We start from the raw sequence: 14,032 nt of genomic DNA on the forward strand, positions 1-14,032 counted from the left end.
TGGAGACGAACACACCATGTCGCACAGTCTTGACCACATCATGAAACCCTCCAGCATTGCTGTGATCGGCGCTTCCACCAAGCCCCACACCATCGGCTCGGATCTGATGAAGCGCTTAATCGAGTTCGGTTTTAAGGGCCGCATCTACCCGGTCAATCCCAAGGGCGGCATGATCGAGGGGCTTCAGGCCTATCCGAGCGTGCTCGACATCGAAGGCCCCGTAGACATGGCCGTGATCGTCGTTAACTCCAAGTTTGTGCTTTCCACGATTGATCAGTGCCACGAAAAGGGCGTCAAGGGCCTCGTCGTGATCTCGGCGGGCTTTAAGGAGTCCGGCAAAGAAGGCGCCGAAATGGAAGCTCAGCTCTACGAACGCGTCAAGAAATACGGCATGCGCTGCGTGGGGCCCAACTGCCTGGGCGTGGTCAACACGCATCCGGACGTGCGCATGGACGCCTGCTTTGCCGAATCGCTTCCGGTGCGCGGTGACATCGGCTTCGTCTCGCAATCGGGCGCGTTGGGCGGCGGCATTCTCAACATTTTGCAAGACCTCGGCATCGGCTTTGCGCAGTTCGTCTCCATCGGCAACCAGGCCGACGTCAATGCCGAAGACGCCATCGAATACTGGGAGGATCAGGACGACGTCCGTCAGATTCTTCTCTACATGGAGTCCATCAAGGATCCGGCAAACTTCCGCAAGCTTGCCTCGCGCGTGACCAAGGTCAAGCCCGTGCTCGCGCTCAAGGCCGGCCGTTCTGCTGCGGGCGCCTCGGCTGCGAGCTCTCACACCGGCTCGCTTGCCGGTTCCGACCGTGCCGCTGAAGCCTTGCTGCGTCAGTCCGGCGTCATCCGCGAGTACAGCTTGAAGCAGCTCTTTGCCACAGCAAAGGTCTTTGCCAACTGCCCGATTCCCAAGGGCGACCGCGTGTGCATCATCACCAACTCGGGCGGCCCCGGCATCATGGCTACCGACAGCGTCATTGACTACGGAATGCAGATGGCCCAGCTTTCCGAGACGACGAAGGAAACGCTGCGCAGCTTCCTGCCCGCCGCTGCTTCCGTGAAAAATCCGGTCGACATGATCGCTTCGGCGCCGCTTGAACACTATCGCCGCACGCTCGAAACGGTGCTTGCCGATGAAGGCGTCGACATGGTGATTTCTATCTACCTCCCCTTCCTCGGACTCAAGGACACGGACGTGGCTAAGGCGCTCATGGAGATCAAGGCGCAGCACCCTGAAAAGCCCATCGTCGGTGTGTTCATGACCAAAAACGAGTTCTTTAGCGAAATCTCCAAGGGTGAAGTGACGATTCCGTTCTTCATGTACGCTGAAGAAGCGGTCGACGGTCTGGCACGACTCAATATGCAGCGTAAGTGGATGGAGCGCCCGGTCGGTACGACGCCCGTCTTTGACGTCAATAAGTCAGCCGTGAGCGACATCTTTGCCGCCGTGAAGTCCGAAGGGCGCCTGGAGCTCACCACGCGCGAAAGTCTCGACGTACTCGAGGCCTACGGCGTGCGGGTCTGCCGGGCACGCTTTGCCGTCGGTGAAGACGAAGCCGTAGCTGCCGCTCAGGAAGTGGGCTACCCCGTCGTGATGAAGATGACCTCCAAGAGCACGTCGCACAAGACCGACGTGGGAGGCGTGCGCGTGAACATCGGCTCGGACGAGGAACTGCGCGCGCAGTACCGCGATCTCGTAGCCAAACTCAAGGAGCGCGGCATTCTTGATGGACTTGAAGGCGTCATCATTCAGGAAATGGTCAAGAGCAACCGTGAGCTTGTCTGCGGCATCGCCGCCGATCCTCAGTACGGCCCGATGATCATGTTCGGCACGGGCGGCGTGTTTGTGGAAGTAATGAAAGACGTTGGTTTTGCTCTGGCCCCGCTCACCGATGCCGACGCGCACGATCTGGTGCGTTCCGTCAAAGCCTTCAAGCTTCTCGAAGGCGCCCGCGGCACCAAGCCTGCCGACATCGCACGCGTGGAAGAAACGCTGCTGCGTCTGTCGCAATTGGTGACCGACTTCCCGATTGTGCAGGAACTCGACATCAATCCGCTGATGATTTCCAACACCACGGGCGAAGCCATCGCCGTTGACGGCCGCATCAAGCTTGCCTAAGGCAGACGAGGCATCTTGACAAAATGGGGAGACATCCTTTTGGAAGCTCCCCATTTTTTGTTCGGTTCACGTCGGGCTGAAGCTATAAGCCGGATTCTGTGCCGCGGCTTTCTTTCGAAAACCGCAGTGACGACCATTCATCTCGGACTCTGCTCACGCAGAGCCTCCAGCCACCTACCCGCAGTCTCACCGGGCCGGGTCAAAGACTGCTTACTTGGTGTTACTCCCCGTAGAGATTGCCCGTTTCACCCGAACTGAATCGGCTCGTCTCTGTTGCTCTAATCCTCGCCTTGCGGCGGACAGGCGTTACCTGCTACGGTGCCCTTCGGAGTCCGGACTTTCCTCAATGAAAACAAGTTCATTGCGGCCGTCCGCCTCACCCCAACGTGAGGCGTGAGAATTTACGCGGATTTTTTCTGTACTGCAACTTTCCGCACCCGATTCATTTCCATTGCTGGCTCTTCGAACAACAGAGACACAAAACTGTTTGCATCCGCACACACTTGTTAAGCGAAACATAGGCTTGACCTTGCTAGACTTCGCTGAATTTACAGGGATCGGCTGTATCCGGTGCCCTGTTGCTTTTATTGATTCAATGCATTGGAAAGAAAATGGGCATCAACGAGGAACTTTTTGAACGGGCTCAGCAGAGCATCCCCGGCGGCGTGAATTCTCCCGTACGCGCTTTCAAGAGCGTTGGCGGCGCACCGCGCTTTATCCGTCGCGCCAAAGGCGCCTACATGTGGGATGCCGAAGGTCGCCGCTACATCGATTACATCGGCTCCTGGGGTCCGATGATCCTCGGCCACAACCATCCGGCCGTGATTGAAGCCGTGCACGCCGCCGTCGACACGGGCCTTTCGTTTGGCGCCGTCACCGAGGGCGAAACGCTCATTGCCGAAGAAGTCATCAAGATCATGCCCAATGTCGAAGCCGTGCGCTTTGTGAGTTCCGGCACGGAGGCCGGCATGAGCGCCATTCGTCTGGCTCGCGGCTACACGGGCCGCAATAAGATCATCAAATTCGAAGGTTGCTACCACGGCCACAGCGACAGCCTGCTCGTGAAGGCCGGCTCGGGCATGCTCACATTTGGCAACCCCTCTTCGGCTGGTGTTCCGGCCGGTACGACCGAACACACGCTCGTACTCGAATACAACAATCCGCAGCAGCTCGAAGACGCATTCAAGCAATGGGGCGACGACATCGCCTGCGTAATCGTCGAGGCAATCGCCGGCAACATGAACATGGTTCCGGCCACGCAGGAATTCATGGACACAATGCGCCGCCTGTGCACGCAGTACGGCGCGCTTCTGATCGTCGACGAAGTGATGACGGGTTTTCGCGTAGCGCTGCACGGCGCACAGTCCCTCTACAACATCGTGCCCGACATCACCATGATGGGCAAGGTGATCGGCGGCGGCATGCCGGTGGCTGCCTTCGGCGGACGCCGCGAAGTCATGAATAAGATCGCTCCTTTGGGCCCCGTCTATCAGGCCGGCACCCTCTCGGGCAACCCTGTGGCCGTTGCCTGCGGTCTGGCCACCCTCAAGGAAATCCAGAAGCCGGGCTTCTACGAAAGCCTCTCGGAAAAGACAACCAAGCTCGTGACAGGACTTACCGCTGCGGCCAAGCAAGCCGGCGTTTCGTTCTGCGCTCGCTCTCAGGGCGGCATGATGGGGCTCTTCTTCCTTGAAAACCTGCCCAACGGCTTTAACGACGTCATGAAGGCCGATCCGGCCGTGTTTGCGAAGTTCTTCCACACGATGCTCGAAGAAGGCGTTTACCTTGCTCCTTCGATCTTCGAAGCGGGCTTCGTGTCGGCGGCTCACAGCGACGAAGACATCGAAGCGACTATCGCAGCCGCCCGCAAGGCTTTTGCGGCTCTTTAATGTTCAAAGCGGTAATGAAACTCTTTCGCAGCTTAACGACGCTGCTGCTCGGCTTGACGACGGCAGCTTCCGTAGCACTGGCCGCTCCGACCGGATTGGGTGCGGGTTCTGCCGGCACGGGATCTCCCTTTGCAGGCGGCGGCCAACCCAAGACGGTGACGGTGCAGCTTGTGTCGCGACAAACGGCCGGGATTCCGCGCGCGACCAACGACATCGGCATTTTGCTCAAGCACGAACCGGGCTGGCACACGTACTGGCAGTTCTCGGGTGACTCCGGTTTTGCTCCGAGTGTCGAATGGAAGTTGCCGCGCCGCTGGACCGCCGAACAAATCGGCTGGCCCACGCCGCAAAAGCATAAGCTCGGGCCCATCACCAACTTCGTGTACTCGGGCGAAGTGCTTTTGCCCTTCAATCTGGACATTCCCTGGGGAACGCCTTACGGCGGCACATACACCCTGCGAGCCAAGGTTGACTACCTCGCTTGCAAGGAAGTCTGCATTCCGGGCACCGCCGAAGTTTCGATGAAGCTTCCAGTGGAGGTGGCAGCCAAACCCGGCCCCTTTGCCGGCAAGTTTGAAAAGACGCTCAAGTCCATCCCCGAAAAGGTTGTCTCCGAACACATTTCGGCTCAGATTGAGGACGACCGCATCCGCATCGACTTTGCCCCGCTTGCGGGCAAGATCGAAAAAAAGGTGGAGTTCTTTCCTCTTACCGAAGGACTTGTCGACTTTAAGGAACTCGATCGAGCGGTGCTCAGCAAAGACCAGGTGTCGCTCTATCTTAAGGCCGCTCCTGAATATCTGGAAAGCCTCAAGACCGGCAATCCTCTGCCGTTTACCGGCGTGATCGTCGCCGACGGCGGCCCGGACAACGAAGGCTGGGCCATCGAAACGACGCTCGACATCAAGCCGGGCGAGGTGCCGTTGCCGTGGGCGCCGGAAGAAAAACCGGATTCCGCTCAAGCCGAACCGGCCACTCCAACCGCACAACTGCCCGATGCGCCGCCGAGCATGAGCACGGCGACCGCCTTGAGCTTTGCGTTCCTGGGCGGCTTGATTCTGAACCTTATGCCCTGCGTGTTTCCCGTGTTGAGCCTCAAGATCCTGCAATTGGTCGACGGCTCTCGCCGCAAGGGTGCGCTTGCTCTGCACGGCTTTGCCTTTACGGGCGGCGTGCTGCTCTCCATGGCAGCGCTCGCCGGCGCCTTGGTGATACTTCGAAGTCTGGGATGGGCCATCGGATGGGGCTTCCAACTGCAGCAGCCCTGGGTTGTGGCGACTCTGATTCTGCTCTTTAGCGCGCTAACGCTCAATTTGCTGGGCGTCTTCGAGTTCACGGCCGCCTCGCACCTTGCCGACAGCCGTGCCGTGCGCAAATTGCCGAGCACGGGGCCTCTCGGAAGCTTCTTTACGGGCGTTCTCGCCGTCGTGGTGGCCTCCCCCTGCACTGCACCCTTCATGGGGGCGGCTCTGGGGTACGCCGTGCTGCAGGACAGCGCCGTGAGTATGCTCATCTTCCTGGCGTTGGGTTTCGGTATGGCGCTTCCGTGGCTGATTCTCACTTTGGTACCGGCCTGGATGAAGCTCTTGCCGCGTCCGGGCGCCTGGATGCTCACCTTCAAGCGCGTCATGGCCATTCCGATGGTCGCGGCTGCCTTGTGGCTCATCTGGGTGCTTTCGCGTCAAGTCACGCTCTACGGGCTTCTCACCGTGCTCTTTGCCATGGGTTCGGTCACCGGTCTGTTGTGGGCCGTAGGCAGAGAACAGTACGGCCGCGGCCGCTCGCAGGTACTCAAAGGCGTCTGCGCGCTTGTGACCGTCGGATGCATGGTTCTGTTGTGTCTTGGCAACTTCGATCGTCGCATCGACACCGAAGCGGTGATGGCATCCGATCAATGGCAGCCTTGGAGCGAAGAGGCGGTCAATTCGGCCATCGCCCGCGGTCAGCCCGTTGTGGTCGACTTCACGGCCGCCTGGTGCGTGACTTGTCAGTTCAATAAAGCCACGGCACTGCGCACCGAGGCTGCCACGACCGAACTCACGCGTCTCAATTACGCGCGATTCGAAGCCGACTGGACGAACCGCGACAGCAACATCACCGAAATGCTCAATAAGTTCGGCCGTACGGGCGTGCCGCTCTATCTGCTCTACAAGATAGACGGTACGGCCACGGTTTTGCCGGAACTTCTCACTGAGTCGTCCTTTATTGCGGCATTGAAGGAAAACGTCGGCGAAAAACCGGCAAAGAATGAAGAAACCAAGAAGGACGCGCCTTAAAAGGACTCTGACTTCCGGTGTTTCCAAACGGCAGACGTTTTAGCGGCGTCTGCCGTTTTTTCTGCGGAACAGATTCAGGAGGTTTTCTGACGGGCGAACTCTTCGGCTTCCTGCTTTGCTTCCATGCGCTTAGTGGCCACAGCTGCCGACATGCCGGCAAGCAAAATAAGCGTCATACCGAAAAGCGACAGCGGATCGACCGACTCGTCAAAAAGTGTGACGCCGAAAATGACCGAAAACGGCACGGCCGAAAAACCCAGACAGGAGGAAAGAAGCATATTGCCGTAGGCGTAGGAGCGCGTGGTGCAAATCTGCCCGAGCGTGGCAAAAAGGCCCATGCCGAGAAGCCCCGCTATGCCAGTGAGATTGGGCACATGAAAGCCAGTCGTCGCCACGGTGCCCACCGCGGCAAACACCATGCCGAGAATGCAGAAATAAAACACGATGCGATAGCTCGGCTCGTTCAGGCGCCCCATCTGTTTCATCTGCCAGTAGGCAGCCAGATCAATGAGCGCCACGCCCAAGCAAATCAACGCGGGGATAAATTCATCGGTACCCAGTCCCGGTTTCATCACCAGACAAATGCCGATAAAGCCCGTGACAATAGCCAACACCACCGCCCACGGCGCTCTTTCACCCTTGCATTTGGCAAGAATGATGAAGTTCAAGGCCATGAATAGCGGCGTCGTGTAAATGAGCGTCATGCAGGTGCCGAAATGCATCTGCGACAAGGCATAAAACCACAGCGCAACGCTCGTGACACCCAACAAAGATCGAACGATATGATGCCGGAAGTGTTCCGTCTTGAGCGTGCCGCCGCTGCCTGCCACCACAAACGCAATGAAGATGGCGCCGAAAAGCGAACGGTAAAACACGAGTTCAAAGGAGCCCAGATCCTCCGTGCAGAATTTCACGAAGGCGCCCATGATGGAAAAGCAGGCCGCAGCCGCAATCGCCCATAAAGACTGTTTCATCGTGCCGCGCTCCCTTTTCGTTGATCATCCCAAAGAGCCTGCGCTCCGCCCTGGGCACACCACTGCAGTACGGCCTGAGAAAAGATCCGATCGCCGTCGAGTCGTTTTCCGTTCATCATCACCACCACGCTCCAACGACGGGCGTTGATGTCGGTCACGTACCCCGCAATTGAACGCACATCTCGAATGAGGCCCGTCTTGACGTGGGCGCTGCCCACCGCCATACCTCTCTTTTTCATCGTGCCGTCAAAGCCCGCCAAAGGAAGCGAAGCCATAAATTCGGGCATCACGTAGGAACGAAAACCGTAGTTGAGCACTCGCCCCATCGTTTCTGCCGTGATTCTGGTTTTGCGCGACAGGCCCGAACCGTTGTCGATAAAAGTGCCTGAAGGTACTTCGCCTGCAGCCTTAACAAGCCACCGATCCGTCACGGCCCGGCTGCGCGTCAATGTGGCAGGCTTTGCCGTACCGACGGGGTCGGTCTGAGACAACGTTAAAAACACGTGACGAGCCATTGTGTTGTTGGAATACTTGTTGATCAAGGAAACAATCGTTGGCAACGGCTGTGACTGAATTTCAGCCAGACGCACGCCGCTTTGGGCAAGAGCTCGTCCTTCTCTGACAACTCCTGTCCAAGCAATTCCAACCGAGCGCAGAATCGGCTTTAAAAGGCGCGTGAGATAGTCGTCTGCCTCCCAACGCGACACATGCAAAGCTTTGACGCCGCAAGATGCGGGCAAATCGCCCTTAAAGCGCACGCCTTTGTCCGAATACGAGGCCTTGACCTTGCTTTTCCAATCGCCACAGGCACCTTTACTCAGAGCAATGCGCTTGGGTACGGAAAAGCCTTCGAGCACAGGCAACGACGTGACGCGCGCCCACTTGCCGTTTTCTTCCGGTTCAAGCGTGATGGAGACGGCCTTGAGGTTGACGAGCGCCGCATCGGCCGCCACGTTGTAGGAACGATCGGCTGCGCCGTCAAAGGCGCCCTGATCAACCGGCTTTTCGCCAAAGGCCGAGCGATCGACCGTGATGTCGCCGATGATGCGCTTGACACCCGTCTGACGTAGTTGTTCCACAAGCAGCCACACCTGCTCGATCATCAGATGAGGATCCCCCGAACCGATGAGCGACACGGAACGCACAGCTCCCGCCTTGTCAGGCAACGTCTGCGCTCGAATCTGCGTTTTCCAGGTGAAATCGGGCTTGAGAAGATCAAGACCGGCAAGCGTTGTCACCACTTTGACGGAGCTTGCGGGCTGCATCAGACGATCGGTGCGATGCGCGACGACAGGAGCGTTGATGCCTGCGGGCGACACCCACACGGCAACTTCGTCAAGAGACACGGACGTACGCGCCAGCGCTTCTTCAAGCGCCGACGGCAACTGCGCCCATCCGGGGAACGACAGGAAAAGCGCCCCCAAAGCGGCACTCAATTTGAGAACTGCTGAATTCGGCATGATTCGCGCCCGATACGGACGCCCTCCCTTTCCGGCTGCAGTTTGTCTTTATGTCAAGGCTTGCGCCCCTTGTCGCCGGAATTGAGCAATTGTATCGGTTACGGCGGCCTATCGGAATGAACGAACGTTCAATTTTGACTTTTCCAGCGCGGAGCAATGTTTTCGCCTTCGTTTGATTTGCGCGGCGTCTTGGCAAGCAAAACTACCGTTGCAAGCACCATCACCACGCCGATGCCCTCGATGAGCCCAACATCTAGCCCCATCACCAGCACCGACAGCAGGTAAGCCGATACCGGTTCGCCCAGACTCAGGATGCTGGCAATCACCGGGGAAATCAGGCGCAGGGCCGTCATGTAGAGGCAAAAAGCCATCAGGGTGCCAAAAAACACCACATGAAAAAGCAACGCTGCGGTCATCCAATCAAAGCGCGAGAAGTCGAAGGTCGCAGGCAAAAAGAAAGACGCGACGACCGCCATCAATCCGCCGAAAAGCATGGCGCTTCCCATCACGGGCATCACCGCCACGCGCTTGAGGAGCTGCCGAGGCTGTACGGAATAGCCCGCCGTCATGACAGCGCAGATGATGGCCCAGGTAAGCCCCGTCAGATTGAATTGGGAAACATCGAACTCGCCCTTGGTAACAATGAGCGTCACGCCCACCGCAGCGAGCAGAAAACAGATCACCATCCGGGGCGACGGTTTCGATCGGTTCACGATCATTTCCCAAAGCGCCACCCACAGTGGAACGGTGGTCAGCACAATGGCCGCCGCACCGGCATTGGAATAGTGAATGGCGAGCATGAAGGCAAACTGCCCGCCATAAATAAAGACGGCGCCGAAAAGTACGTCGCGAAAGTTCGTCCAGCTAGTGAAGATTTTGACGATCTCATTGCGAGCGGTGATGCAGCACCACAAAAGAAGCAATCCGCCTGAACTACACAGGCGCACGATCACGAGCGCGCCGGCGTTGACCACGCCGTTTGCCATGACCGCCTGCGCGGCAACAGCCATCGAGCCCCAGAAAATGGCCGCGCAGAGCGTGAAGATCACGCCCTTGGGAAATGAACCGATGTTTCGGACTGCGTTCAGCATACTTTTATCGTGTCGATCGGACCGCTCTCAATCTATCGCAGGTCGGAAGCATGAACAAGTAGCGCAATCTTGTTTTGTCTTCGTTTCAGCTCGATGACAAAACTGTCAAAAAAAACTTCAGAAAAAATTTTTGCTTCGGGGCTTGAAATGCTGTTGCCCCATCCCCATATGGGGTTCTAGCAGCGGGCTTGGAGCCCGCTAAGAAATGATTTCATTGCTGAAAGGCCGCGCTAGTGCGGCCTTTCAATGGTTATTCAAATTTGGAGTGAAAACAAAATGCAGATCCGTCCGTTACACGACCGCGTGATTGTGAAGCGCCTTGAAGCCGAACGCACGACCGCCAGCGGCATTGTCCTTCCGGACACCGCCGGTGAAAAGCCCGATCAGGGCGAAGTCCTCGCTGTGGGTCCCGGCAAGCGCGACGAAGCCGGCAAGCTCCTCCCGATGGACGTGAAGGTCGGTGACCGTGTTCTGTTCGGCAAGTACGCCGGTCAGACCGTCAAGGTAAACGGTGAAGAACTCCTCGTGATGCGCGAAGAAGACATCATGGGCGTTCTCGAATAATCGGTATCGGTTTGATTTCATTGAAGAATTTTTAACGGAGATAGAAACAAATGGCTGCAAAGCAAGTTCTCTTCGGTGATGACGCCCGCGTGCGCATGGTCCGCGGCATCAACACGCTCGCCAACGCTGTGAAGGTGACTCTGGGCCCGAAGGGCCGCAATGTGGTGCTCGAACGCGCCTTCGGCGGTCCGCTCGTGACCAAGGACGGCGTGACGGTTGCCAAGGAAATCGATCTCAAGGACAAGTTTGAGAACATGGGCGCCCAGATGGTGCGCGAAGTGGCCTCCAAGACCAACGACAACGCCGGTGACGGTACGACCACCGCCACGGTTCTCGCTCAGGCCATCGTTTGCGAAGGCATGAAGTACGTTGCCGCCGGCATGAACCCGATGGATCTTAAGCGCGGCATCGACAAGGCCGTGGCCGCCGCCATCGAAGAACTGCGCAAGATCTCCCGTCCGACCACCACTTCCAAGGAAGTTGCTCAGGTCGGCGCCATCTCCGCTAACTCCGATCAGGAAATCGGCGACATCATCTCCCAGGCCATGGACAAAGTCGGCAAGGAAGGCGTGATCACGATCGAAGACGGCAAGAGCCTCAACAACGAACTCGAAGTCGTTGAAGGCATGCAGTTCGACCGCGGCTATCTGTCGCCCTACTTCATTAACACGCCGGAACGTCAGGCTGCCGTGCTCGACAATCCCTTCATCCTGATCCACGACAAGAAGGTGAGCAACATCCGTGAACTCCTGCCGGTTCTCGAACAGGTTGCCAAGACCTCTCGTCCGCTGTTGATCATCGCTGAAGACGTTGACGGTGAAGCTCTCGCCACCCTCGTGGTGAACTCCATCCGCGGCATCCTCAAGGTTGTGGCTGTCAAGGCTCCGGGCTTCGGCGACCGCCGCAAGGCCATGTGCGAAGACATCGCTGTGCTCACGGGCGCAACGGTCATCTCGTCTGACCTCGGCCTCACGCTCGAAAAGGCAACCCTCGAACAGTTGGGTTCTGCCAAGCGCGTTGAAGTCACCAAGGAAGCCACGACTATCATTGACGGCGCCGGCGACGCTCAGGCTATCGAAGGCCGTGTCACCCAGATCCGTCAGCAGATCGAAGCCGCTACGAGCGACTACGATCGTGAAAAGCTTCAGGAACGCGTTGCCAAGCTCGCTGGCGGTGTAGCCCTCGTTAAGGTCGGTGCCGCTACCGAAGTCGAAATGAAGGAAAAGAAGGCTCGCGTGGAAGACGCCCTGCACGCTACCCGCGCTGCCGTGGAAGAAGGCATCGTCCCGGGCGGCGGTGTGGCTCTCGTGCGCACCAAGTTCGCCATCAAGGACCTCAAGGGTGACAACGACGAACAGAACGCCGGCATCAAGATCGTTCTGCGCGCCATGGAAGAACCGATGCGCCAGATCGTGTCCAACTGCGGTGAAGAACCCAGCGTGGTCGTCAACAAGGTTGCCGGCGGTGAAGGCAACTTCGGCTACAACGCTCAGACGGGCGAATACGGCGACATGGTTGCCATGGGCGTTCTCGACCCGACCAAGGTCACCCGTACCGCTCTGCAGAACGCTGCCAGCGTGGCCGGTCTGATCCTCACGACCGACTGCATGGTCGCCGACATCCCTGAAGACAAGCCGGCTGTGCCTCCGATGGGCGGCATGGGCGGAATGGACGGCATGATGTAATTCATCGCCTGAGCGCTTAAGTCTTTAAGGCATTGAGCCGCTTGCTGTAAAGCAGGCGGCTCTTCTTTTAGGTTCACGTCTTAGATTCGACGAAAAATCTCTAACCTTCAGTTGTTTGTCGTTCGTGGTAAAGACAACTTAAGATCATACATACGGACATGTATGTATCACCACTCCTTTTTTAACATCAGTTAATACATACATTTAACATCAATGTCTTTATAATTTAGCATCATGATGCTAACCGTCTGTATCTTAGCTCACTTTTCCGTCTGTTGATTCTTTACCATGAACACCGACAATCTCTCTTTCCCGCAATTTCCTTCCAGAGAATCGTTAACGATCGAATTCAAGAGTGATCCTAAAAGCGGCCTGCCGGACAAGGTTGTGGTTGAGACCGTCGTTGGACTGGCAAACGCTGAAGGAGGAACGCTTTACGTCGGCATCAATGATGACGGCATCGTGTCGGGTGTACGAACACCCAGGTGGCGCGATCCGGACCTTGCCGCCGCATACATTGCTTCGCACACCATTCCACCCGTAGCAGTCGTGGCGGAACTCGTCGAGGCTGGCGAAGGTCTCGATGTACTAGTAATCGAAGTTTCGAAAGCCACGGGTATCGTTGCGACCAACGACGGCAAAGTTCTCAAACGCCGGCTGAAGATCGATAAGACGCCTGAAACCTCCCCACTCTTTCCACAGGAGTTCATTTCGCGTCTCTCAGAAATCGGACGCTGCGACTACTCATCCATGATCCTGCCGAATACTTCGTACGCCGACCTGGACAACGATGAACGCCGGCGATTGAGGAGCTTCATTCGCGACAACCGAGGAGACAGCACTCTGCTCGAACTTGAGAATGAAGACCTCGACAAAGCTCTGGGGTTCGTAAACGAAACGCCGCACGGTTTGTTGCCGACGGTCGCAGGGCTGCTTTTGATCGGGAAAAAAGCAAGCATCCGGCGGTTTGTCCCTGGAGCCGGAGCCGTTTTTCAGCATCTCAGCGGAACGGAAGTCCTGGCAAACGAAGAAATCGAACTGCCGCTGCTCCGAAGCTTTGACGCTCTTCTTGATCGGTTCCGAGCCCGCAATACGGAAGTCGAAATCACGCAGGATCTCGTTCGCATTGCAATTCCAACCTTTTCCGAGCGAGCCTTTCGAGAAGCATTGGTCAACGCCTTTTGTCACCGTGACTACACCATCCTCAATCGTGTCTCCGTCCGTTTCACGGACGACGGCCTGGAAATCAACAGTCCTGGCGGCTTTGTTTCCGGTGTTGATCTCAACAACCTGCTCACTGTTGAACCGCATCCGCGAAATGCGCTGTTAGCGGACATTTTCAAGCGATTGGGACTTGCCGAGCGTACAGGACGAGGAATTGATCTGATTTTTGAAGGCAGTCTTGTCTACGGACGTCCGTCACCGGACTATTCCGAATCCACTGAAGAAAACGTGCGTGTCTTTTTCCCAAAATGCGAGGCCGACGTCAATTTCTTCAGGCTCATCCTTGAATATCAAAAGCGAAACGGCAAGCCGATTTCCATCCAAAGCTTGATGGTGCTGACAGCGGTACTCTTTTCCAAGCGGATCACCTTCGAAGGCATTGTCGCTGCAACAAAACTGCCTGCCAACCGGCTCAAACGGCACGTCGAAACACTTGTCGAAGACGGTCTTCTTGAATGCAAAGGAAGTGGATCCGAACGCGATTTCATCTTGAGCCCAAAGTTTTATAAGGCTCAGAATCGCGAAATTGAGATGGTCCGCCAATCGGGTATTGGCTCCGTAAGAAACGATGAGCTTGTCATGCAGCTTGCCCGAGAAAAAGGTTGCATCACACGAGCCGATGTAATGCAAATTCTCAGTCTCGAAGCCCAACCAGCTTATCGACTATTACGCAAATTAACAGACCAAGGGCGGCTAATACGAGAAGGCGACAGGCGCACAAGCACGTACCGAGCATCTTCGTAAAAG

9 protein-coding genes and 1 other RNA gene are annotated in these 14,032 nt (G+C 57.0%); 6 read left to right on the plus strand and 4 right to left on the minus strand.

Going from position 1 to position 14,032, the window contains the following annotated elements; translation table 11 throughout:
* The first annotated feature begins 16 nt into the window (after nt 1–16).
* The gene (locus tag DW133_RS00960; protein WP_118274325.1) at nt 17–2,122 is read left to right on the plus strand and encodes an acetate--CoA ligase family protein; all 2,106 of its coding nucleotides are present in this window, start codon (nt 17–19) and stop codon (nt 2,120–2,122) included.
* Nucleotides 2,123–2,191: 69 nt separating this feature from the next.
* On the opposite strand, the gene rnpB is transcribed toward DW133_RS00960, so the two are convergent.
* An RNA gene (gene rnpB, locus DW133_RS00965) (RNase P RNA component class A) lies at nt 2,192–2,505 on the minus strand.
* Nucleotides 2,506–2,733: 228 nt separating this feature from the next.
* On the opposite strand from rnpB, the gene hemL reads away from it, so the two are divergent.
* Together hemL and DW133_RS00975 are read left to right on the plus strand one after the other, a co-directional pair.
* On the plus strand, nt 2,734–4,011 hold the full coding sequence (gene hemL / locus DW133_RS00970) for a glutamate-1-semialdehyde 2,1-aminomutase (RefSeq protein ID WP_118274327.1): 1,278 nt from the start codon (nt 2,734–2,736) through the stop codon (nt 4,009–4,011).
* Between the two features lie 14 nt (nt 4,012–4,025).
* A complete protein-coding gene (locus DW133_RS00975; protein WP_158571082.1) occupies nt 4,026–6,287 on the plus strand; it encodes a protein-disulfide reductase DsbD in 2,262 nt (753 codons plus the stop codon).
* A gap of 74 nt (nt 6,288–6,361) precedes the next feature.
* On the opposite strand, the gene DW133_RS00980 is transcribed toward DW133_RS00975, so the two are convergent.
* The 3 genes from DW133_RS00980 to DW133_RS00990 form a co-directional block, all read right to left on the minus strand.
* Complete coding sequence (locus DW133_RS00980; protein WP_118274331.1) at nt 6,362–7,261, minus strand: DMT family transporter; 900 nt, start codon at nt 7,259–7,261, stop codon at nt 6,362–6,364.
* Nucleotides 7,258–8,721 carry a D-alanyl-D-alanine carboxypeptidase/D-alanyl-D-alanine-endopeptidase gene (gene dacB / locus DW133_RS00985; protein WP_118274333.1) on the minus strand — a complete coding sequence of 488 codons (1,464 nt, stop codon included), beginning with the start codon at nt 8,719–8,721 and terminating at the stop codon, nt 7,258–7,260. The genes DW133_RS00980 and dacB overlap by 4 nt, the downstream gene beginning before the upstream one ends.
* Nucleotides 8,722–8,849: 128 nt before the next feature.
* Nucleotides 8,850–9,812 carry a DMT family transporter gene (locus DW133_RS00990; RefSeq protein WP_118274335.1) on the minus strand — a complete coding sequence of 321 codons (963 nt, stop codon included), beginning with the start codon at nt 9,810–9,812 and terminating at the stop codon, nt 8,850–8,852.
* Nucleotides 9,813–10,088: 276 nt separating this feature from the next.
* On the opposite strand from DW133_RS00990, the gene DW133_RS00995 reads away from it, so the two are divergent.
* The 3 genes from DW133_RS00995 to DW133_RS01005 all read left to right on the plus strand — a co-directional run bounded on the left by DW133_RS00995 (nt 10,089) and on the right by DW133_RS01005 (nt 14,029).
* Nucleotides 10,089–10,376 (plus strand): co-chaperone GroES, encoded by a 288-nt coding sequence (locus DW133_RS00995; protein WP_118274659.1) that lies wholly within the window; start codon nt 10,089–10,091, stop codon nt 10,374–10,376.
* 50 nt (nt 10,377–10,426) lie between these two features.
* Complete coding sequence (groL, locus tag DW133_RS01000; RefSeq protein ID WP_118274337.1) at nt 10,427–12,061, plus strand: chaperonin GroEL; 1,635 nt, start codon at nt 10,427–10,429, stop codon at nt 12,059–12,061.
* 288 nt (nt 12,062–12,349) lie between these two features.
* Entirely contained in the window at nt 12,350–14,029 is a 1,680-nt protein-coding gene (locus DW133_RS01005) for an ATP-binding protein (protein ID WP_118274339.1), read from the plus strand.
* The last annotated feature ends 3 nt before the right edge of the window (nt 14,030–14,032 follow it).

The sequence above is a fragment of the Sutterella sp. AM11-39 genome, assembly GCF_003472385.1.
GTDB lineage: Bacteria > Pseudomonadota > Gammaproteobacteria > Burkholderiales > Burkholderiaceae_F > Duodenibacillus > Duodenibacillus intestinigallinarum.